We start from the raw sequence: 21,233 nt of genomic DNA, 5'->3' as shown, positions 1-21,233 counted from the left end.
TTCCCCCCTCTCAATCCTCCCCCCCCCTTGCCCCTTTTACAGCGGGTGGGGTTGTTGTCCACCTTCCCTCCTCCCCCCCCCCCCCGCTTTCGTCCAGCACCCACACAACTGACCCGCAGAAAACGCCGAAAATTCACGGTTCAACCGTGTTTTTCGGCGTTTTCTGCGGGTCAGTTGGGTGGGTGAGCGGGTTAGTTCTGCTCCTGCACGAGCACGTGTTCCGGATTGGAATCCGTGACTGCGGCTGCCAAACGGTCTTCCCAGGCCTTGCGGATGTGGGCCGGCGTGACGGGGGTTAGCAGGGAGACAACCAAGTAGACCAGCAAGGAGGAGCCCAGGCCGTAGTAGATGGGTTCGTTCGCGTAGATGCCGTCCACGCTGTCAATAACGCCTGTGGCGTAGAGGACCAGCAAAACAATTGTCACCAGGCAACCCACGAACATGGACCAGGCGGCGCCGAGCCCCGTGCCGCGCCGCCAGACCAGGCCGCCAATGATGGCAACCAGGAGCCCGCCCACCAGGATGTCGTAGGCGATGGTCAGGGCGAACACCACGTCGTTGACAACAATGGAGATCAAGACAACCAGTACGCCCAGGATCAGCACGTACCAACGGTTGGCGTTGACGTCATGCTCGGGGTTGTCTGTGTCGGAGGTGTCGATGGTCTTACCGAACCAGCTGGCCACGAACGGCACAACATCCTTGCGGGCAACGGTTGCTGCGGCAATGAGGGACCCCGATGCCGTGGACATCATGGCGGCCACGGCGGCAGCCATCACAATGCCGCCAATGCCCATGGGCAACAGCTGGGTGGCAACTTCTGCGTAGACCACATCCTTGCCAAGGTTGGCAACATCAATGGCCGGCAGTGCCACATAGGCTGCCATGCCGATCAAGGCGCCGGCCACACCGTAAAGGATGCAGTAGACGCCAGCCGTGGCGCCGCCCCAGCGGGCCACCCGGGGGTCGCGGGCTGTGAAGACGCGCTGCCAAATGTCCTGGCCGATCAGCAAGTCCAGGGTGTAAACCACAAAGTAGGTGATGATGGTCTGGATGCCGATGCCGTCCCGCCGGAAGAAGCTGGCGTCAAGGCGGTCCCTGATGCCGCCCAAGCCGCCGGCTGCGTTCCAGGCGAACGGGAGCATGAGCAAGAAGATGCCCACAGTCTTGATGACGAACTGCACCTGATCGGCCAGAGTGATGGACCACATGCCGCCAATCGTGGAGTAGAGCAGCACAATGGCGCCACCCACGGCGATGGCCAGCCACCTGTCCCAGCCAAACAACACCACGAAGATGGTGGCGTAAGCGCCGGTGGAGGTTGCCGAGATCATGATGGTGTAGGCCAACATGACGATGCCGGAAATTTTGGTGGTCTCCTGGCCGTAGCGCAGGCTCAGCATTTGCGAGACAGTATAGATTTTGAGCTTTTGTATGGTGGGTGCGAACAGCAGGCTCAACACGAGGACGCCAACACCAATGGCCACAACAAGCCACATGCCGGAGATGCCGAACTTGTAGCCAAGCCCCACGCCTCCCACCGTGGAGGCGCCGCCGAGAACCACTGCGGCCATGGTCCCGGTGTAGAGGAACGGGCCTAGCCGGCGCCCGGCAACAAGGAAGTCGCTATTGTTCTTGGTGCGCGATTTTCCCCACCAACCGAAAGTCAGCATGGCCACCAAATAAAAGACAACTATGGCGACGTTTAAGTCCACGAGATGCTCCAGAGTGTGAAGTAGGGGGATGGCCCCGAGTAACTATTGCCCGTAAAGCAACATTCGTTGTCTATTGGGCTAAACTGTGATGGTAGTTACGGTCAATGTGCCGCTTGAAAAATTCGTCAGGGCCGGCCGTGTTGTGAGGAGCCGCCATGAAAGCTTTGCCCCTGGAGCCCAGTTCCACACCTGTGGCCATTGGGTCACGTATTCGTGCGGCCCGTCAGGACCAAAGACTCACCATTGAGCAGGTGGCTGATGCAACAGGACTGACCAAAGGGTTCCTGAGCCGGGTGGAGCGTGACCTCACCTCACCCAGCGTTGCCTCGCTGGTGACCCTGTGTCAGGTGCTGTCGATTTCCATCGGGGAACTGTTCGCCGTGCCCGAAACGCACTTGAACCGCAAAGGTGAAGGTCCGCGGATTTCCCTGGGCGGCGAAGGCATTGTTGAGCGCCTGCTGACGTCGCGTTCCGAACGGCGCCTGCAAATCCTTGGCGCCACCATTGCGCCCTACGGGCGTGGCGAGGCGGAGTTGTACGCCGTGGACTGCGACGTGGACGTTTTGCACATCATCAGCGGTGAGCTGACCCTGCGCATGACCCAAGAATCCTATGACCTGAAGGCGGGGGACACGCTGTCCTTCCCCGGTCGCGAACCCCACAGCTGGGAGAACTATACGGCCCAGCCGGTGGAAGCCCTGTGGATTCTTGTTCCGGCGGCATCGGGCTCCAGCAGTCATTAGCCCACATGCACCCAGGGCCGCTGCAACAGATCCGGCTCGGCCTCCCGCAGCACTTCCCGGGTGACGGGCGCAATTTCGCCCTCGCCAATGAACAGGAATCGTAGCAAATTGGTGATCGGATTGCCCTCGGTCCAGCGGAAATAAATGTGCGGAATGAGCCCCGTGGCGTCGCGAATGTGCAGCAGCACGGCGGCGATGGTGTTGGGCACGTTGGAGGCGTGGACCTCCAATATTTTGAAGCCGTGCCGGGTAATGCCCCGAACCTCCAAGGCTGTTTCAAAGTCTGAGGAGTCATCCACAATGACCTCCATGAACAGCACCTCACGCGGATCCCCGATCTCATTGACTTGGGATGCGTGTGCGAGTTTGTGCCGGTAGGCGGGTGCATTGCGGGTCTTGGGGTCATGGGAAATGATCCGGATGGTGCCCGCGTCCACGGCTGCCACGAAGTTCATGGCGGCTTCATCCATACGGATATAGGTGGCACGCAATTCAAAGGCGCGCCGCACCCGGGACAGCAGGCTCACCACCACAATGCCCAGGATGAAGAGCCCGGCGATCTTCAAGCCGTCGGGGCGCTCAATGGAGTTCGCCACGGTCGTGTAGACGAAGGCCAGCGAGACAGCACCAAAACCGGCCACCTTCCATTTTTCGCCTTTCCGTTTGGCGGACAAGGTGACGGCGATGGCTGCCGAGGTGATGAGCACCAACACGCCCGTCGCGTAGGCACCGCCCTGGGCGTCGACGTCGGCCTTGAAAACGATGGTGATCAGAATCGCGATGACCGTGAACACGAGCACCAGGGGGCGCACGGCCGCCGCCCATTCCGGGGCCATGCCAAAACGCGGCAGGTAGCGCGGCACCAGGTTCAGGAGCCCGGCCATGGCGCTGGCGCCGGCGAACCACAAAATGGCAATCGTGCTGATGTCATAGACGGTGCCGAAGCCTTCGCCGAGCAGATCATGGGCGAGGAAGGCCAGGGCGCGTCCGTTGGCTTCCCCGCCGGGTTGGAATTCGGCGGCCGGGATCAAGATGGTGGTGGCGAGTGAGGAGGTGATGAGGAAGGTGCTCATGATCAGCGCCGCCGTGGTGAGCAACCTGTGGGCGCCCTTGATGCGGCCCTCCGGATTTTTCTCCGTGTCGCTGAAGTGTCCCTTGATTTGCGGCATCACGGCGACGCCGGTTTCAAAACCTGACAGGCCCAGCGCCAAACGCGGAAAAACCAGTAGGGCAACGGCAATGACCATGAAGGGGCTGCCGTGCTGGGTGGTCAGGGCGCCCCACCAATCGGCCGTGAGCCAGGGGCTCTGGGTCACTTTGGCCAGCGCCACCGAGATGACCACAAGATTCAGGGTGAGGAAGACTGCCACGAGTGCCACGGCGATGCTCATGGCTTCCTTGAACCCGCGCAGGAACACGGCAGCAAGCGCGGCGATCAGGAACAAGGTGATGCCAACGTTGTGCCCGTGCAGGAAGGCCGGGGCAAAAGGGTTTTCAATGACGTGGGCTGTGGCGTCGGCGGCGGAGAGCGTAATGGTGATCATGAAATCGGTGGCTGCAAAGCCCAGCAGCGCCAGCACAAACAATTTCCCCCACCAGCGTGGGAGCAGGCGTTCAAGCATGGCGATGGAGCCGGCCCCGTGCGGACTTTCCCGGGCCACCCGCTTGTACACCGGCAGGGCGCCCAACAGGGTGACCAGCACCAACACAATGGTGGCCAACGGTGCCAGCACGCCCGCAGCCAGCGCGGCAATGGCCGGTTGGTAGCCAAGGGTGGAGAAATAGTCCAAACCCGTCAGGCACATGACCCGCCACCAGGAATGCGGCTTGTGGTTGGCGGCCGGGCGACCGTGCGGGCCCTGACGTTTGCCGGAGCCTTCGGGCATGCCCTCGAGCAGCCATTGGTGCAGTGCGGCTCTACCCCGGGGCTTCCGTCCGTCGCGGGGGTCAGCCGGGGGTCTTGCAAGCGATGTCACACGTGGGCCTTTCGTAGCGCAGCCATCCAAAGGCAACTACTAGAGGTTAGCCCCGGGCGGGGAACGAACGGGCCGGTCTTGACGAAATCTATACGAGCAACGTTAGCCGTGGCACATGCGCCACCGGTCAATGGTGAAGAATGTATCCCAGAGAAAATATTTGGTTCCCAGTAGGCAACATCGGTTGTACTATGGTGAACAACCGCAGGGATGTGACCCACGTCTACTCCTCTGCACATCACGCGCATGACACCAGTTGCAAATGAAATGAGGATGTCCATGAAAGAGCTCCGGATAGAGGCCAACGGCAACTTAGGCCCCATCGACTCCGCCCGGATTCCACGCTATGCAGGCGCAGCCACGTACGCGCGCCTGCCTCGTCTGGACCAGGTCACCCGGGCCGATGTCGCCGTCGTCGGGGTTCCCTTCGACAGTGGCGTTTCCTACCGTCCCGGCGCCCGCTTCGGCGCCAACCACGTGCGCGAGGCGTCGCGGCTGCTGCGCCCGTACAACCCGGCCTGGGACGTGTCGCCGTTTGAGAACTGTCAGGTGGCCGACGCCGGTGACATGGCCGTGAACCCGTTCAATATCAATGAAGCTATTGAGACGATTCAACAAAATGCGCTGGATCTGACGGCCGACGGCGCCAAGCTCCTGACGATCGGTGGCGACCACACCATCGCGTTGCCGCTGCTGCGTGCGGCCGCCGAACGCGCCGGCGAACCCGTTGCCATGCTGCACTTTGATGCACACCTGGACACCTGGGACACCTATTTTGGTGCCGAGTACACGCACGGGACCCCGTTCCGCCGCGCTGTTGAGGAGGGCATCCTGGACACCGAGGCCATCTCGCATGTGGGCACCCGCGGGCCGCTGTACGGCAAGAAGGACCTTGACGACGATCACCGCTTCGGTTTTGGCATTGTTACGGCCGCCGACGTGTACTACCAGGGCGTGCTGGAGACCGTGGCGAAGATCCGCGACAGGATCGGCAACCGCCCGCTCTACATTTCGGTGGACATCGACGTGCTGGATCCGGCACATGCCCCCGGCACCGGCACCCCCGAGGCCGGTGGCATCACCAGCCGCGAACTCATTGAGATCATCCGTGGTTTCCGTGGCATGAACCTGGTGGGTGCTGACATTGTGGAGGTGGCGCCGGCGTACGACCACGCCGAAATTACAGGCATCGCCGCAAGCCATGTGGGCTACGAATTGGTGACCTTGATGTCGGATAACTTTGTTCCGGGGGACCGCTTCGGTGCGCCCAACGGCTACGCCGCCCAGGCCCTTGACGCCGAGGGGCGGCATCGGCCGGCCGGCTTTGCGCCGTCCCCGGTGGCGGCGCCGTCCATCACCGAAGGCGGCACCAAGTGAACGCCCCGGGCGTTGAGGCCCAGCCGCAGCGCAACGGTGGCGACCTGGTGGTGGAAACACTGACCGCCCTGGGTGCCAAAACAGTTTTTGGCATCCCCGGACAGCACGCCCTTGGCTTGTTTGACGCCCTGAGCCGTTCGCCGCTGCACTTTGTCTCCTCCCGCGTGGAGAACAACTCGGCGTTCTCCGCCGACGGCTACTCCCGCGCAACCGGTGAAGTGGGCGTCTTGTTCCTCTCCACGGGCCCCGGCGCGTTGACGGCCCTGGCCGGACTGCAGGAAGCCTACGCCACGGGCGTGCCCATGATTGTGGTGGCCAGCCAGATCCCGCTGGAAGGCCTGGGCGCGCGCCGCAAGGGCATGCTGCACCAGTTGGATGACCAAAAAGCGTCGGCTGCGAACGTGACCAAGAGCCAACGCCTCATCCAGCATGCCTCCGGCATTCCCTCAGCCATCCAGGATGCGTGGACCGAAGCAGTGTCCTCCCCGCAGGGTCCTGTCTGGATTGAAGTGCCGCAAAACGTGCTGCTGGATCCCATCTTTGTGCCCGCCGTGGAGGATGCCCTGGCTGAGCCTTTCGACAACCCGCCGCGGGTTGAGCTGGTCCGCGAGGCCGTGAAGTGGTTGTCCGCCGCCAAGCGCCCGGCCATTGTGGCTGGTGGCGGTGTCAGGCGTGGACGCGCCCAAGAGCCCCTGTTGTCGCTGGCCGAAAAGCTCAACGCTCCGGTGGTGTGCACCCCCGGCGGCAACGGCGCGTTCCCCTGGAACCACGAACTCTCACTCCAGTCGTGGGTGGAGGACAAGTACGTGACGGAAGTTCTTGAGGACGCCGACGTGCTGGTGGTCATTGGTTCGTCGCTGGGCGAGGTTTCCAGCAACTACTTCACGATGGAGCCGCGCGGACGGATCATCCAGATCGACGCCGAACCCCGGGTGCTCGAATCCAACCGACCCGCCCTGGGGATTAGGGCCGACGCCGGCCAGGCCCTGCGCATGCTCGACGCGGCCTTGAGCGAACCTCACGGTGAGAATGCGGATTGGCACGGTGACACCCCGCAGTCCGTTGTGGCCGACGCCTTGGCCAAGGTGCAGGACCGCCTCGACGGGCAGGACCTGGGCCTGGAACGCAAGTTCATGGCCGACATTCGTGCGGCAGTCCCGGCCGATATGCAGACCTTCTGGGACATGACCATCTCCGCCTACTGGGGCTGGAGCTGCTGGGATGCCAAGGACGGCGAATTCCATTCCGCACAGGGCGCCGGCGGATTGGGCTACGGCTTCCCGGCGGCCATTGGCGGCGCGCTTGGCCTGCAACGCTTGGGCCGGCCGTCCCGAGTGCTGGCCGTGGCCGGCGACGGTTCCTCCATGTACTCCATCGCCGAACTGGCCACCGCCAAGCAGCACAACGCCCCGGTCACCTGGCTCATCGTGGACGACGGCGGCTACGGCATCTTGCGCGAATACATGATCGACACCTTCGGCAAGGCCACGCACACCGAGCTGGCCCGGCCCGACTTTGTGAAACTGGCGGAGGCCTTCGGTGTTCCCGCCCAGCGCGTGAAGCCCGAGGATGTGGGGGCGGCACTCACGGCCGGCTTCGCCGCCGACGGACCCAACGTGGTCGTGGTTGATGTGCTGTTGAAGATGTTTGGGCCCACCCACCTGGACATCTAACCGCCCCCGCGAAAGTACAGTTAATGCCGATGTTCAACTGGAACATTGGCATTAACTGTACTTTCGCGGGGAGGCTGAGCCTGGCTGCCGCTGCAAGACTGGTTCGACGGCGGCGACTCGCCCTTGGCGCGGCTGGGCTCCTTCCGCTTCGATGACCCGGCCGGGGAGGTGGGGATCGAGACCCAGCTGGTGGGTGCCGGACATCGCGTCTACCAGGTGCCGTTGACGTATCGCGGCGCGCCGCTGGCTGGTGCCGAGGCGTTCCTGATGGGCACCATGGAGCATTCGGTCCTTGGTCACCGCTGGGTCTATGACGCCACCGGCGACCCCGTGTATGTGGCCGAGCTGGCTGTGGCGCAGCTGACCAGCACCGGAACTGACGGCGCGGCCGTCCCCGAACTGGTCATCGGCACGCCCCACACCGCAGCTGGCATCACGGCCATCCCCGTGGGGCCGTTGGCACTGGTGCTCCGCAGGGTGGTGGGCGCCACCGGCACGCCACAACCGGGGCCCCATCTCACCGTCAGTTGGTCCGGCGTCGAGCAGCAGCTGCTGGCCAGCGTGGGGGACGGCCCGGCCGCGCCCTGACGCCGCGCGGCGTGGCGTCAGGCCGTGTAACCGGGAATGCTCCGGCTATTTTTGCAGGAACGCCAGCAGTGCCGCGTTGACTTCCTCGGCATGGGTCCAGAGCAAGCCGTGGGGAGCGCCTTCGATTTCCACATAGTCGGCCCCCGGCAGGGCCGTGCGGAAGCGACGGGCCGTGGCATCAATGGGCAAGATGTTATCCGCCGTGCCGTGCAGAATCAGCGCCGGCAAACCGCTGGCCTTTACTGCTTCCACGTCACCGCGAAAATCCTCGATCCAGGCCGGTACCACGGCGTAGGCGGCCACGGCTGCGCTTGAGACGGCAACGTTCCAGCTGGCCGTCACGGCCTCCTGGCTGATCCTGGTGCCGAGGTTGTCATCAAGATTGTAGAAATCACCGAAGAAGTTCGTGAACCAGGCAAAGCGGTCGTCCTTGGCCTGGGCGGCTATGCCGTCGAAGACCTCCTGTGGGACACCGTCCGGGTTGTCCTCCCGTGCCACCAGGAATGGCTCGAGTGAGGCCAGAAAGGCCAGCTTGGCAATGCGTGCGTGGCCGTACTTGGCAACGTAGCGGGCCAGCTCGCCGGTGCCCATGGAGAACCCCACCAGAATGGCGTTCTTGAGATCGAGCGTCTCCAAGATCGTGTTTAGATCTGCGGCAAAGGTGTCGTAGTCGTAGCCCGCAGCAACCTTGCTCGATTGGCCAAATCCGCGGCGGTCGTAGGCGATGACCCGGTAGCCGGCGTCGAGCAGTTCGCGTGCAGTGCGTTCCCAGCTGTGCCCGTCGAGCGGGTAGCCGTGAATCAGCACCACCGGCTGGCCGGCCCCCTGATCTTCATAGTAAAGCTCAATTTTGGCGCTATTTTCAGTTCCAACGGTGATGTAAGCCATGGGGTGCCTTCCGGTCGGGAGTAGAGCGGGTGTACGTGCCCGAACATAACGCGACTTGCCTGCCGGCACAAGGGGGAGGCGTTTGCGTCACTGTTGACCCGGGTGTTGGTTCGCTGTGGTGGGTTCAGTTCTGCCAGCTCAAGAACGCCATGGACCCTTCCTTGCTGATCGACGCGGCGGGACCGAGCACCTGGCGGGCTGCGGCACCCAGTTCGTCTTCGGTGCGCGGGGTCGCCACCTCGCCGGTGCGGTGCAGCAGGGCCAGGGCGCGGCGTCCACGGGCGGACCCGCTGACCAGTGACGTGGCATGGAGCGTGCCGCCTGGTGACACTTGAGATTTTAGGGCGCCCAAGGTGGTGGCGACGTCGTCGAAGAGGTGCAGCACGCCGAAGCTGGCGACAGCCGTAAATGCCTGGGGGAGGAAGGGCAGATCGAACAGATCCGCTTGGATCAACGCCATCCGGTGCCGGTTGACCCCATTGGCCTCCAGGCGCTCTGCGGCGCGACTCAGCATCCCCAGCGATCGGTCAACAAGTATGAGTGGGCGATCGGTGCGGCGGTAGGGGCCGGCAGTGAAAACTGCGCTGCCGCAGCCCACATCCAGCATCGGGCCGAGGCCGCCAGCAACAGCCGTGGCGGCAAATGCGGCGTATGAGGCCGGCGATGATCCCCACACCAGGCGGTTGTACATCCTGGAGCCAACGATGCGGTCGTAGAAGGCCGCCCGCCTGTCATAGGAGGACCCGTGGTCGTCCGCGTCGAGCGCCGAGAGGAGTCCGCCGTCGAGCTGGCGCAACTGGCGGCCCGGTACCAAGAGTTCATCGATCCATGCTGCTGACATGTTGCACAGTCTTGCACAGCAACGCGGGCCGTGGTTGCTGTGGGGTGTTTGGCTGCAGTCCGTGAGACAGTATTGAACATGTTCAAAAACAGTGCTTTACTGATAATTGAACACGTTCAAAAAAGGGGATCTGACGATGGATGGCAAGGGCGCGCAAACCAAGGCACTGGTCTTGGATACTGCCCTGGGCATGTTCCGCACCCGGGGGTTCGCAAAGACCACCATGCGGGCCATAGCCGGTGAAGCAGGTGTTTCCCTGGGCAGCGCCTACTACTACTACGCCTCCAAGGATGAGCTGGTGTTGGAGTTGTACCGGGAATCCGTGGCTGAGCAGCGCGCCGCCGCAGCCGTGGCCATGAGCGGTGTCAACGGATTGGCGGACAGGCTCAAGGCGGCACTTCGCGCCGGCGTGGACGCGCTGACTCCGTACCACGACTTTGGCGGTGCGTTCATGTCCAGTGCCCTCCCGCCACGGTCTGCGCTGAGCCCTTTTGGTGAGGCGTCCAAGGAGGCCCGGGAGAACGCCGTGGGGATCTTCGCCGACGTCATTGACGGCACAAAAGTTCCGCACTTCCTCCGCGCACAGCTGCCAGAACTGCTGTGGCTGGCCTACATGGGGGTGGTGCTGTTCTGGGTTTATGACAGCTCCGCGAATCAGCGCCGCACCCGGACCTTGATCGACGGGGCCGCACCCCTGGTGGCCAAGCTGGTGTCCTTTTCGCGGCTGCCTGTGGTGAAGCAGTTGGTGGAGGAAGCGCTGGCGCTCAAGGCGAAGGTGCAGCTGTGAAAACAGTTGTCATCGCCGGGGCCTCCGGATTCCTCGGCACCCATTTTCGCTGCCACTTTGCCGAGGCCGGGTGGCGGGTCCGCACCATTGGCCGTTCGGGCGACGCCGTCTGGGGCGACACCTCCGCCATCACCGGGCTGTTGGACGGGGCCGAGCTGCTGATCAACCTCGCCGGAAAGTCAGTCTCCTGCCGCTACACCCCGGCCAATACGGCTGAAATCATCCGCTCGCGCATGGACACCACCGCCGAGCTGGGCCGCGCGGTCGCCGCCTGCAACCACCCGCCGCGGGACTGGTTCAACGCCAGCACGGGCACCATTTACCGGGATGCCCGGGACCGTGCCCAAGACGAGGACGACGGCGAACTGGGCTCCGGCTTTTCCGTGGACGTGGCGCGGGGCTGGGAAGCGACGCTCGCCGCGGCGCACACTCCGCACACACGCAAGATACCGCTGCGCATCACCATCGCCATGGGCCAAGGCGGTGGCGTCATGCGGCCCTTCAGCAACCTGGCCCGGCTGGGGTTGGGCGGGCGCATGGGAGTCGGCCGGCAAAAATACAGCTGGATTCACGTTGACGACTTGTTCCGGGCCGTCTTGTTCCTCCATGAGCACCGCGAGATCACCGGTCCGGTCAACATTGCCGCCCCTCATGTGGTGACGAATGCGGAGCTGATGGCAGCAGTGCGCGCGGCAAACGGGGTCCGGTTCGGACTGCCCACACCAGCGTGGCTGCTTACGATCGGGGCCGTGATCATTCGCACCGAAACGGAGCTGGTACTCAAGAGCCGCTGGGTTTCCGCCCGGAAGTTGCAGGACGCCGGATTCATCTGGCTGCACCCGGACCTGGGAGGTGCCCTTGAGGACATCGTGGGGAGCAGCTGCGTGCAAGATATGAAGGAGGCGGTTCGATGACAAACGACGCCAACACTGAGCGGCCGGACGTTGCTGTGACGCCCGAGCGCTTCAGCATGCGCTACGGTGCCCCGGCCGTGCTGATCGGCTGGGCCGTGACGTTCCTGGTGTTTTGTCTGGGATTGACGGTGTTCGGTTTCCTAGGGGAAGGAGGTTTCGCCGGCTTGTCTCTTCTGCTCGTTGTCCTGTTCTACGGCTTCCCCGTTGCAGCCAGCGTGGGGCTGCCGCTGGCGATCCTGATTGCCTGGCCGCTGCGCCGGGTCCGCGACCAAAGGCTCCACGTGTTGGCGTTTGCGCTGGCCACCGGTACTGTCACGGCAGTGCTGATGTTCTGGGGCCAAGGCGAATTGATCCCCGGCAATTTCGTCATTGTTGCGGGGGTCGCCGTGAGTGCCGCCATCGGCCGGGCAAGCGTCATGAAGCTGGTGACCTGGCGCAACGCACTGTGAAGGCCCCACCCCAAGGCTCGCGGAGGAAGCCTGTGCGCCTTCGCCGTGGCAGGGGGCTTCTCAACACCAGCGGCGGAGGGGGTAGCAAGAACAGGCGGCAGGCCGGCGTCGTACGACACATCACGCCTGCCGGTACCCGACACGGTTTTGACACAATGTGCTTGTTGGAAGGGCTCTCCATCCACAAAGCAGCTAAATCCGGTAGGCTCCTGACCATTCACCAGTGGGCAGCAGAACTCGTGCACCCGCCACCTCAGGCATCTCCATCCCGGAACAGGAACACCGCATGACTTCCACCCTGACGCTCACCACTCGAGTGATTGAACTGGCCGAACTGGGGCCGGATTCGCCCATGCCATCCGTTCAGCCGTTGTTGGAGCCGCCCTACACGGTGGGTGAGGGCATCCCGGAGGGGATTGCCGCGGGCGTGGGTTGGGGGAAAGTGAACAACATCTACCCCTACCCCCTGCAGGAGAGCTACTCCCGGGACGTCAGCCCCACGGAACTGACCGCCGTCGTGCTAGAAAACAGCAAGGTTCGGGCGCTGTTCCTGCCGCAGCTCGGTGGCCGGCTCTGGGAACTCACCGACAAGGCGACAGGCAAGGAATTGCTGCACACCCAGGACCGGATCATGTTCGGCAACCTGGCCCTGCGCAACGCCTGGTTTGCCGGCGGAATCGAATACAACATCGGCACGCGCGGGCACTCGCCCACCTCCAGCTCACCCCTGCATTCGGCGATCGTGCGGACCCCCGAAGGGCAGGAAATCCTGCGGATGTGGGAGTTCGACAGGCTGCGTGAGGTGGTATTTCAGATCGACGCATGGCTGCCGGAGGACTCGCCCGTGGTGTTCGTGGCCGTGCGCATTCAAAACCCGAATGACAAAACCGTGCCCATGTACTGGTGGACCAACGCCGCCGTCCCGCAGACCCCCGCAACGCGCGTGATTGCCCCGGCGAAGGAATCCTACGCCACCGACTACGACGGTTCCATGACCCGCGTGGATGCCACCAATTTCCACGGCAGGGACGCCACCTGGCCCGTCAACAACGCCCAGGCCACCGACTTCTTCTTCGACATCGCCGCGGCGGAGCGCCGCTGGGAGGTTGCAGCCGACGGCGACGGCGACGGGCTCGCGTTGGTATCGTCGGCGCAACTGCGCGGCCGGAAGCTGTTCATATGGGGCGAAACCGTGGGCGGGCACCGCTGGCAGGAATGGCTGACACCCACCATTTCGGGCGAACCGCGGCACTACGCGGAGATCCAGGCCGGGCTGGCCCAGACCCAATTTGAGCACGTGCCCATGCCCGCCGGTGCCAGCTGGCACTGGGTGGAGGCGTACGGGAACGCCGCCCTTGACCCCGCGCTCGCAGCCGGTCCCTGGGACGACGCCGTCGCTCATGGCGCGCAGCGCGTCGAGGCCCTGGTTTCGGAGGCCGCCATCGCTGATGCCTTGTCCGACGCCGGACGCTGGGCTGATCTGCCACCTGCGGAAATGGTGCTGGCTGGCAGTGGCTGGGGTGCTTTGGAGGTGCTGCGTCGCCGCCATGCAGGGCTGGAGTGGCTCAATGAATCGGGAACCCCGTTTGCGCCCGAAACCCTCACCTCCGATCAAGAGCCGTGGCTGGAACTGCTCAAGAGCAACGACGGCCAGCCCTTCGGCGGTGCCCGCGCCTTTGTTCGCGGCCTGGATTGGGAGGACTTGCTCACGGCCGGCGGCAACGCCAGCGCCGAGGCGGCCTTCCACCGCGCGGTCATGGTCCACGCCCGGGCGTCGAACAGCGCCGAAGATCTGGCTGTCGTTGCAGACCTGTACCGCGCGGTTTTGGCTGGAACCCCAATTGCAGCGGATCCGCTCAGCCCGCGGAGCCGGGTCCTGGCGCTGCGTGGTCTTGCCTTGGTGTTGCTGGCGGCCGGTGACATCACCGGCGGCTTGGCCCAGTTCAGTACCGCATGTGCCCTGGAGGTGGACAACCGCTGGCTTCTGGTGGAAGCCATGACCATGGCCGTGGACAACGGCCATGCGCAGCTGGCGCTTGAGATATTCAGCCTTGCGCCGGAGCCGTTGGCAGCGGTGGGGCGGGTCAAGTTCCTGCAGGCGCTGGCGTGCGCCCGAACAGGTGAGCGTGCAGCTGCGGCTGCCATCCTCAAGGCGGGCATTGAAGTGGCCGATCTGCGCGAGGGCGTGAACTCCCTGACGGAGCTGTGGCGCGAGGTGTGCCCCGGCGAGGCCGTCCCGGCCGAATACCAGTTCAGCATGCAGTAGCCCCGCACCGACAGACGCTCTCGCAGCAATGGTGTGTTTTTCCCCAACGCTCTCGCAGCAATGGTTGCTTTTTCGCGAACGCTCTCTCACCCGTTGCGAGAGCGTTGCGCTTTTCGTGACCATTGCTGCGAGAGCGTCCCGGAAAAGTTGACCATTGCTGCGATAGCGTCTGAAGTGTGGGGCGGATTGACAGGAGCTTGTGAGCCGTGTCATAGTCTCCCTTATGAACTTGTCAGACAGCTGGACAGCAGGACAGGGGCCGGTTGTCCGGGTCAGTGCCGCGGAGGCCGTCTTCAAGGCCATCCGCACAGCCATCGAGGCCGGGGCCCTGCAACTCGGCACCAAGCTCAGCAGCGAAACCACCTTGGCCCAGCAATACGGTGTCAGCCGCTCCGTCATCCGGGAGGCGCTGCGATCCTGCACAGCCCTGGGCCTGACGGAAACGCTGACCGGCAAGGGCACCTTCGTCATCGCCAATCGTGCCTCCAGCGACCTGGTCCTTGGCACGTTCTCGGCCCGCAGCCTCATGGAGGCCCGCCCCCACATCGAGGTGCCGGCCGCCGAATTTGCCGCCACCCGCCGCACCGCCGAACAGCTGGAGCAGATGCGCGGCATCCTTGCCCTGATGGCCGAGGAGGACGACCCGGAAATCTGGGTCAGCCTGGACGCCAGCTTCCACGCAGCCATTGCCCGGGCCAGCGGCAACGGCGTGTTTGAGCGCGTCATCAACGACATCCGCGACGCCATGGCCAAGCAGTCCGAAACCATCAACCTGATCACCGGCCGCACGCGCAAATCCGATCTGGAACACGGCATGATCCTGGACGCCATCACCGACGGCAACGCCACGGACGCCGGCCGGGCCATGGCCATCCACCTCACAGCCGTCGACGCCGCGCTGGGCGTCATCATGGGAGCAGAACATGACCACTAAGGAATTTCCCGCCCACGCACCGCTTGCCGTGCAAACCCGTGGCGGCCTGGTTGAAAGCGTCCACTTTGGTTCGCTTGCCGCGGTGGGGCCCGACGGCGGGAGCCTGCTGTCGCGCGGTGAGCCCGGCGCCCGCGTGTACCCCAGATCCGCGCTCAAGCCGCTGATCGCTGTGGCCATGCTCCGGGCCGGCCTTGAGCTGCCGACTGACCAGCTGGCCCTGGCCGCGGCAAGCCACTCGGGTGCGGCGGAACATCAGGACACGGCGGCCAAGATCCTTGCCGAGGCAGGGCTGCGCCCGGAGGATCTGGGCAACTCCACCGATCTGCCCTACGGCATCACCGAACGCGCGGACTGGCTGCGCGCAGGCAACGGCCCCACGCAGCTGGCCCAAAACTGTTCCGGCAAACACGCGGCGCTGCTGGCCACCTGTGCCCGCAACGGCTGGCCCCTGGCAACGTACCTGCACCCGGAGCACCCGCTGACCGTCCTGATCCGTGACGTTGTGGCGGAACTGACCGGTGAGACTCTCACGGTCATCAGCACCGACGGCTGCGGCACCGAGGTGTTTGGCGTGTCCCTGACCGGCATGGCCCGCGCGTTTGGGGCCATGGTCACGGCGGCGCCGGGTACGCCCGAACGCCGGGTTGCCGACGCCATGCGCGCCCACCCGGACCTGGTGGCCGGCCGCGGCCGGGATGTCACAGCCCTGATGGAGGCCGTCCCCGGACTGCTGGCCAAGGACGGTTTTGAGGGCATCCAGCTGATAGCGCTGGCTGACGGAACCGCTCTGGCGCTGAAAATTTCCGACGGCGGCGACCGCGCCCGGATGCCGGCGGCGGTCCCGGCCCTGCTGGCCCTGGGTGTTGCTCCGGCACAATTGGCCGCCTTCAATCACCTGCCCGTGTACGGCGGCGGCCACCCGGTGGGCGAACTGCGGGGCCTGCCCTTCGACCGCTGAGCTGCCCGACCCCAGGACCTTCCCGCACCACCATCCGCATCATGGGCCCAACGAAGCGCCCGAACCAAGGAGAGCCATGTCCCAGACCATGTCCACCAGCCCCGTGTCCGATCCGGTCCCGTACCGCAGCGAACACGACCTGATAGGTGACCGCGACATTCCCGCCGACGCCTACTGGGGTGTGCATACGCTGCGTGCCGTGGAAAACTTTCCCATCACCGGGATTGCGCTGACCTACAACACCCACCTCATCAACGGGCTGGCCATGGTCAAGCAGGCCGCCGCCCAGGCCAACCACGAGCTGGGACTGCTCGACGACGTCCGGGCCGGGGCCATCATTGCGGCCTGCCAGGAGATCATTGCCGGGAAACTGCATGAGCAGTTCGTGGTGGACGTCATCCAGGGAGGTGCCGGGACGTCGTCGAACATGAACGCGAACGAGGTCATCGCCAACCGGGCCCTGGAGATTCTGGGCCACCGGAAGGGCGAGTACCAGTTCCTGCACCCGAACGACCACGTGAACTTGAGCCAGTCCACGAACGACGTCTACCCGACGGCCGTCAACGTGGCCACCATTTTCGGGGCGAAATCTCTGGTGACGGCCATGGAGTACCTGTGCGATGCTTTCGCCGCGAAGGCGGTGGAATTCCGCACGGTGGTGAAGATGGGCCGCACCCAGCTGCAGGACGCCGTGCCCATGACGCTCGGCCAGGAATTCAACACCTATGCGGTGACCATGGGGGAGGACCGGGCGCGCCTGGCCGAATCCACCCTGCTGGTGCATGAGATCAACCTCGGCGCCACGGCCATCGGCACCGGGCTCAACGCGCCGGTGGGGTACTCGGCGCTGGCCTGCCGCCATCTGGCGGAGATTTCCGGGCTGCCGCTGACAACCTCCATTGACCTGATCGAGGCGACCTCCGACGTCGGCGCCTTTGTGCACCTTTCGGGTGTGCTCAAGCGCGTGGCCGTGAAGTTGTCCAAGATCTGCAATGACCTGCGCCTGCTCTCCTCCGGGCCCCGTGCCGGATTTGGCGAGATCACGTTGCCGGCCGTCCAAGCTGGCTCCTCGATCATGCCCGGCAAGGTCAACCCGGTGATCCCGGAGGTGGTGAATCAGGTAGCTTATGAGGTTATCGGCAACGACGTCACCATCACCATGGCGGCCGAGGGCGGACAGCTCCAGCTCAACGCCTTTGAGCCGATCATTGTGCACAGCCTGAGCAAGAGCATGCGCCACCTGGAGGCGGCGTGCATGACGCTGGCCGACAAGTGCATCCGCGGCATCATCGCCCACGAGGACAAGCTGCGGGCGCAGGTGGAACACTCCATCGGCCTGGTCACCGCGCTGAACCCGCACCTGGGCTACACCACGTCCACCGCCATCGCCCTGGAGGCCCTGGCCACCGGCCGTGGTGTGGCCGAACTGGTGCTGGAACGCCAACTGCTCACCGCTGAGCAGCTCCAGGAGCTGCTGCGCCCGGAACATCTCGCCAACTTAGCTGACTGATACCGCCAACCGGCAACGACGCAGGGGGCGGCGAAGCCACACGGCACAGACGAAAAGGATTTGCACCATGAACCACCAAGAAACAATCGAAGTATCTGACTTAGTTCAAGATGCCCCCAGTGCCGCGTTGACAGCGGAGGACGCCGGGCTGCACAAGGGCCTGAAATCCCGGCAAATCCAGATGATCGCCATTGGCGGGGCCATCGGCACCGGCCTGTTCATGGGTGCCGGCGGACGCTTGGCTAGCGCCGGCCCCGCACTCATGTTCAGCTACGCGATCTGCGGCTTCTTCGCGTTCCTTATTTTGCGGGCCCTGGGCGAACTGATCATCCACCGCCCCAGCTCGGGCTCATTTGTGTCGTACGCGCGGGAGTTCTTCGGTGAGAAGGCGGCGTTTGTCTCCGGCTGGCTGTACTGGCTCAACTGGGCCATGACGGCCATTGTGGACATCACCGCTGTGGCGCTGTACATGCACTTCTTCTCAAAGTACGTGCCCTGGATGGGCACAGTGCCGCAGTGGGTGTGGGCGCTGGCGGCACTGCTGTTGGTGCTGGGACTGAACCTAGTCTCCGTGAAGGTCTTTGGCGAGATGGAGTTCTGGTTTGCTCTCATCAAGGTGGTGGCGCTGGTGACCTTCTTGCTGGTGGGCACCTACTTTGTCATCTTCGGCACCCCCGTGGCCGGGCAGGAAGTGGGCTTCAGCCTGATCGCGGACAACGGCGGGTTCTTCCCGAACGGGCTGCTACCGGTGGTGGTGGTCATGCAGGGCGTGGTGTTTGCATATGCGTCCATCGAGCTGATCGGGACGGCGGCCGGCGAGACGCAGAACCCGGAAAAGGTCATGCCGAAGGCCATCAACACTGTCATCATCAGGATTGCAGTATTCTATGTGGGCTCCCTGATCCTGCTGTCGCTGCTGCTGCCGTACACCGCGTACAAGGCGGGGGAGAGCCCCTTTGTCACCTTCTTTGGTTCCATAGGTGTTGAAGGTATTGACGCCATCATGAACCTTGTGGTGCTCACGGCCGCCATGTCATCGCTGAACGCCGGGCTGTACTCCACCGGCCGGATCCTGCGTTCCATGGCATTGTCCGGCTCGGCACCGAAGTTCACCGCCAAGTTGAACAGAGCCGGCGTCCCCTACGGCGGTATCCTGCTCACCGCCGCCGTTGCCCTGCTGGGCGTCATCTTGAATGCACTGGTCCCGTCGGAGGCCTTTGAAATTGTGCTGAACATGGCTGCTCTGGGCATCATCGCCTCCTGGGCCATGATCGTGCTCTGCCAGTTGGCCTTGTTCCGGCTGGTCAAAAAGGGGCAGGCCATCCGACCCGCCTTCCGCATGATCGGCGCCCCGTACACGGGCTATCTGACGCTCGCGTTCCTGCTGGCCGTGCTGGTCTTGATGGCCTTCGACAGCCCCGTGGGCACCTGGACCATCGGTTCGCTGGTGGTCATCATCCCGGCGCTCATCCTTGGCTGGTACCTCAGTCGGGGCCGGATCAACCAGATCGCGGCGGACCGCCACACCGACACCCACAGCCATCCGGTGAAAGCGCACCACGGCGGCGCCCAGACCGGGATGGACGACTAGCGCGGGGTCCGGCCAGGCCGGGGCCGGACTGCCACAGGGAATAACTGCCGGGACCACCCCGTTGACTCAATTACATGCATACGCATGAATTGGTTGAGGTCGTCAAGGAGTAGTTGTGCAACGAAACGTAGTGGTCATTTCTGCCGGTCTGGGAGTTCCCTCCTCCACCCGCCTGCTGGCCGATCAGATGGGTGCGCAACTGCGTACCCGATTGGCCGCGCAGGGCGTCACTGCCGTGCTGGATGTGATTGATCTGCGCGATTTCGCCACCGACATTGCCAATAACATGGTCACCGGCTATGCCAGCCCGGCCCTGAACGACGTGGTCCAACGGGTGGCCGGGGCCGACGCCATGATTGCCGTGACGCCTACCTTCAGCGCCTCCTACTCCGGGCTTTTTAAGTCATTCTTTGACATTTTGGACCCGAAGTTCCTCGACGGCATGCCCGTGCTGTTTGGCGCCACGGGCGGAACTCCACGCCACTCGCTCGTGTTGGACATGGCCATGCGTCCGTTGTTCAGTTACCTGCGCGCCAGCACCATGGCAACAGCCATCTACGCCTCGCCCGAGGATTGGGGCAGTGCCGGGACGCAGTCGTTGGAGCGCCGGATTGACCGGGGTGCCGGCGAATTGGCCGCCGTCCTGGCCCAGATATCGCAGCCAAGCACTGCGCCGTCCGGGCCGGACGCGGCAGCGGCCAGCCCGGCCAGTCCGGCCGTGACGGCCGTGAATCACAAGGAAAAAAGGGCGCAGCGCGAAGCGTTTGACATGACCTCCCTGCCCTTTGAGCAGCTGCTGGCCCAGACCAAGGTCCGCTAGGCCGCACCGCTAGAAGATCGGCTGCACGGGCTTGCTGGTCAGCGGCAGCGGGTCCAGCTGATCGAGCACAACGCGCAGGGCAGTGGTGTAAACAGCGGGGTGGATCTCGGGGCTGGCGTGGCCCGTGTTGGGGACGTTGTAGGCAAAGTGCGGGTTGTGGGGGAACATTGACTCCCAGCCCAATGTGGCCGCGCGGGCGTTGACAATGAAGTCCGCCGGATCGTAGATCAGCCCGATCCCTGTACTGCTCAGGATTCCGCCGTCGTACTGGGCAGGGAATGCCTGTAAAAAGGTTGCCTGTGTGGTGCTCAGGATCAGTGAGTTGTTTTCCGGGTCGAGGGAACGGGAGATGCCGCCGCGGGCGGCGTCATACAGGCCTTGACCGTTGGGGTTGGCCAGCCCGCCAAACACGCCAGTAGCCAGCCGGCCCAGTAGGCCCACATACGGCACCACTTTGCCTGCCACGGAAATGTAGGCCTTGCCCGGGTCCACAATGTCGCGGACGCTGCTGGGACTTGAACCCATCACCACCACTGCCACGGTGATGCCGATGCTGGTCAGCAAGGATGCCAAGACCACGGCCGCCATGGCGCCAAAGCTGTCACCGTAAAAGTACACGGTGTGTATTTTGCGTGCATGCAGGTCGCGCTGAATGGCGATGAACAGGGCTGCAATGTCGATGCCCTCATTGGAATAGCCAATGTAGGACGCCGGTGCTCGCTGGTTCATGGCCCCCTGCAAGGCAGCCGCCTTTCGTCCGGCATCGCGATGGCTGACCCTGAATCCGCCGAGCAGATACCAAGTCTTCCCCGGAAAACGCTGCGCGGCAGCCCTGTTCTCCGCATTGTCGGGGGTGGTGATGCGGTACTGGCTGCGCTCCGTCAGGAGATAGTCGGCGGCAATGTTGGCCTGAAACGCCGTGGTGACGGCTGCCGTGCCCAGCGTGAGAAGAAAAACGCGCCGCGGAACATCAGGAATCTGGCGCGTTTTCTCCCCGGCAGGCGCTGGCCCTTCCGGCTCGCCGAGCTGCCGCGCTGACTGAACTTCTATGCTGGTGCTCATGAGGAATCACTGCCATTCTGCCACGATTGCGGCGCGTGGACTGCCCGCTCGGCAACAGTTTCAGCCCCGGCGGAGCCCGCGGCTATACCCTGTGGCGCAGGTAAACACGTGGTGCACGACGGCGGCCACCGGGCAGGATTG

18 protein-coding genes are annotated in these 21,233 nt (G+C 64.1%); 13 read left to right on the top strand and 5 right to left on the bottom strand.

The window, feature by feature from the left end:
- Positions 1 to 191 precede the first annotated feature (191 nt).
- Positions 192 to 1,673, bottom strand: coding sequence for a sodium:solute symporter family protein (locus ACX80E_RS12740; RefSeq protein ID WP_459302360.1), 1,482 nt, complete (start codon positions 1,671 to 1,673; stop codon positions 192 to 194).
- A gap of 197 nt (positions 1,674 to 1,870) precedes the next feature.
- On the opposite strand from ACX80E_RS12740, the gene ACX80E_RS12735 reads away from it, so the two are divergent.
- Complete coding sequence (locus ACX80E_RS12735; RefSeq protein WP_459302358.1) at positions 1,871 to 2,458, top strand: helix-turn-helix domain-containing protein; 588 nt, start codon at positions 1,871 to 1,873, stop codon at positions 2,456 to 2,458.
- Here ACX80E_RS12735 and ACX80E_RS12730 read toward each other — a convergent pair.
- Positions 2,455 to 4,434, bottom strand: a complete 1,980-nt coding sequence (locus tag ACX80E_RS12730; protein WP_459302357.1) for an APC family permease — start codon at positions 4,432 to 4,434, stop codon at positions 2,455 to 2,457. The genes ACX80E_RS12735 and ACX80E_RS12730 overlap by 4 nt on opposite strands.
- Positions 4,435 to 4,713: 279 nt before the next feature.
- Here ACX80E_RS12730 and speB point away from each other — a divergent pair, with 279 nt between their 5' ends.
- The 3 genes from speB to ACX80E_RS12715 all read left to right on the top strand — a co-directional run bounded on the left by speB (position 4,714) and on the right by ACX80E_RS12715 (position 8,072).
- Positions 4,714 to 5,811 (top strand): agmatinase, encoded by a 1,098-nt coding sequence (gene speB / locus ACX80E_RS12725; RefSeq protein ID WP_459302356.1) that lies wholly within the window; start codon positions 4,714 to 4,716, stop codon positions 5,809 to 5,811.
- Positions 5,808 to 7,484, top strand: a complete 1,677-nt coding sequence (locus ACX80E_RS12720; protein WP_459302354.1) for a thiamine pyrophosphate-binding protein — start codon at positions 5,808 to 5,810, stop codon at positions 7,482 to 7,484. Before speB ends, ACX80E_RS12720 begins: the two co-directional genes overlap by 4 nt.
- An 84-nt stretch (positions 7,485 to 7,568) precedes the next feature.
- Complete coding sequence (locus tag ACX80E_RS12715) at positions 7,569 to 8,072, top strand: maltokinase N-terminal cap-like domain-containing protein (RefSeq protein ID WP_459302359.1); 504 nt, start codon at positions 7,569 to 7,571, stop codon at positions 8,070 to 8,072.
- A gap of 45 nt (positions 8,073 to 8,117) precedes the next feature.
- On the opposite strand, the gene ACX80E_RS12710 is transcribed toward ACX80E_RS12715, so the two are convergent.
- The gene (locus ACX80E_RS12710) at positions 8,118 to 8,960 is read right to left on the bottom strand and encodes an alpha/beta fold hydrolase (protein WP_459302353.1); all 843 of its coding nucleotides are present in this window, start codon (positions 8,958 to 8,960) and stop codon (positions 8,118 to 8,120) included.
- A 124-nt stretch (positions 8,961 to 9,084) separates the two neighbouring features.
- The gene (locus tag ACX80E_RS12705) at positions 9,085 to 9,801 is read right to left on the bottom strand and encodes a class I SAM-dependent methyltransferase (RefSeq protein ID WP_459302352.1); all 717 of its coding nucleotides are present in this window, start codon (positions 9,799 to 9,801) and stop codon (positions 9,085 to 9,087) included.
- Between the two features lie 136 nt (positions 9,802 to 9,937).
- On the opposite strand from ACX80E_RS12705, the gene ACX80E_RS12700 reads away from it, so the two are divergent.
- The 9 genes from ACX80E_RS12700 to ACX80E_RS12660 all read left to right on the top strand — a co-directional run bounded on the left by ACX80E_RS12700 (position 9,938) and on the right by ACX80E_RS12660 (position 20,030).
- Complete coding sequence (locus tag ACX80E_RS12700) at positions 9,938 to 10,588, top strand: TetR family transcriptional regulator (RefSeq protein WP_459302350.1); 651 nt, start codon at positions 9,938 to 9,940, stop codon at positions 10,586 to 10,588.
- A complete protein-coding gene (locus ACX80E_RS12695) occupies positions 10,585 to 11,502 on the top strand; it encodes a TIGR01777 family oxidoreductase (protein ID WP_459302349.1) in 918 nt (305 codons plus the stop codon). The genes ACX80E_RS12700 and ACX80E_RS12695 overlap by 4 nt, the downstream gene beginning before the upstream one ends.
- On the top strand, positions 11,499 to 11,951 hold the full coding sequence (locus tag ACX80E_RS12690) for a hypothetical protein (protein ID WP_459302348.1): 453 nt from the start codon (positions 11,499 to 11,501) through the stop codon (positions 11,949 to 11,951). The genes ACX80E_RS12695 and ACX80E_RS12690 overlap by 4 nt, the downstream gene beginning before the upstream one ends.
- Before the next feature lie 286 nt (positions 11,952 to 12,237).
- A complete protein-coding gene (locus ACX80E_RS12685) occupies positions 12,238 to 14,217 on the top strand; it encodes a DUF5107 domain-containing protein (RefSeq protein WP_459302347.1) in 1,980 nt (659 codons plus the stop codon).
- A 223-nt stretch (positions 14,218 to 14,440) separates the two neighbouring features.
- The gene (locus ACX80E_RS12680) at positions 14,441 to 15,151 is read left to right on the top strand and encodes a FadR/GntR family transcriptional regulator (protein ID WP_459302346.1); all 711 of its coding nucleotides are present in this window, start codon (positions 14,441 to 14,443) and stop codon (positions 15,149 to 15,151) included.
- Positions 15,141 to 16,109: an asparaginase gene (locus tag ACX80E_RS12675; protein WP_459302345.1), complete on the top strand. Its 969-nt coding sequence runs from the start codon at positions 15,141 to 15,143 to the stop codon at positions 16,107 to 16,109. The genes ACX80E_RS12680 and ACX80E_RS12675 overlap by 11 nt, the downstream gene beginning before the upstream one ends.
- Positions 16,110 to 16,185: 76 nt before the next feature.
- The gene (aspA, locus tag ACX80E_RS12670) at positions 16,186 to 17,619 is read left to right on the top strand and encodes an aspartate ammonia-lyase (RefSeq protein ID WP_459302344.1); all 1,434 of its coding nucleotides are present in this window, start codon (positions 16,186 to 16,188) and stop codon (positions 17,617 to 17,619) included.
- Positions 17,620 to 17,686: 67 nt separating this feature from the next.
- The gene (locus ACX80E_RS12665) at positions 17,687 to 19,210 is read left to right on the top strand and encodes an amino acid permease (RefSeq protein ID WP_459302343.1); all 1,524 of its coding nucleotides are present in this window, start codon (positions 17,687 to 17,689) and stop codon (positions 19,208 to 19,210) included.
- Positions 19,211 to 19,325: 115 nt separating this feature from the next.
- Positions 19,326 to 20,030, top strand: coding sequence for an FMN reductase (locus ACX80E_RS12660; protein WP_459302342.1), 705 nt, complete (start codon positions 19,326 to 19,328; stop codon positions 20,028 to 20,030).
- A gap of 9 nt (positions 20,031 to 20,039) precedes the next feature.
- Here the strand turns inward: ACX80E_RS12660 and ACX80E_RS12655 are convergent, their stop codons facing one another.
- The gene (locus ACX80E_RS12655) at positions 20,040 to 21,092 is read right to left on the bottom strand and encodes a hypothetical protein (RefSeq protein WP_459302340.1); all 1,053 of its coding nucleotides are present in this window, start codon (positions 21,090 to 21,092) and stop codon (positions 20,040 to 20,042) included.
- Positions 21,093 to 21,233: the final 141 nt, after the last annotated feature.

This window comes from Arthrobacter sp. TMN-49 (assembly GCF_054511095.1).
The sequence above is the reverse complement of the archived record's forward strand: the minus strand, read 5'-3'. Positions and strand labels throughout refer to the sequence as shown.

Bases quoted from the DNA above. Each gene is read 5' to 3' on its own strand.
- ACX80E_RS12740 (WP_459302360.1), bottom strand. From the start codon at position 1,673: ATGCTGACTTTCGGTTGGTGGGGAAAATCGCGCACCAAGAACAATAGC.
- ACX80E_RS12735 (WP_459302358.1), top strand. From the start codon at position 1,871: ATGAAAGCTTTGCCCCTGGAGCCCAGTTCCACACCTGTGGCCATTGGG.
- speB (WP_459302356.1), top strand. From the start codon at position 4,714: ATGAAAGAGCTCCGGATAGAGGCCAACGGCAACTTAGGCCCCATCGAC.
- ACX80E_RS12710 (WP_459302353.1), bottom strand. From the start codon at position 8,960: ATGGCTTACATCACCGTTGGAACTGAAAATAGCGCCAAAATTGAGCTT.
- ACX80E_RS12705 (WP_459302352.1), bottom strand. From the start codon at position 9,801: ATGTCAGCAGCATGGATCGATGAACTCTTGGTACCGGGCCGCCAGTTG.
- ACX80E_RS12700 (WP_459302350.1), top strand. From the start codon at position 9,938: ATGGATGGCAAGGGCGCGCAAACCAAGGCACTGGTCTTGGATACTGCC.
- ACX80E_RS12690 (WP_459302348.1), top strand. From the start codon at position 11,499: ATGACAAACGACGCCAACACTGAGCGGCCGGACGTTGCTGTGACGCCC.
- ACX80E_RS12685 (WP_459302347.1), top strand. From the start codon at position 12,238: ATGACTTCCACCCTGACGCTCACCACTCGAGTGATTGAACTGGCCGAA.
- ACX80E_RS12680 (WP_459302346.1), top strand. From the start codon at position 14,441: ATGAACTTGTCAGACAGCTGGACAGCAGGACAGGGGCCGGTTGTCCGG.
- ACX80E_RS12675 (WP_459302345.1), top strand. From the start codon at position 15,141: ATGACCACTAAGGAATTTCCCGCCCACGCACCGCTTGCCGTGCAAACC.
- aspA (WP_459302344.1), top strand. From the start codon at position 16,186: ATGTCCCAGACCATGTCCACCAGCCCCGTGTCCGATCCGGTCCCGTAC.
- ACX80E_RS12665 (WP_459302343.1), top strand. From the start codon at position 17,687: ATGAACCACCAAGAAACAATCGAAGTATCTGACTTAGTTCAAGATGCC.
- ACX80E_RS12655 (WP_459302340.1), bottom strand. From the start codon at position 21,092: ATGAGCACCAGCATAGAAGTTCAGTCAGCGCGGCAGCTCGGCGAGCCG.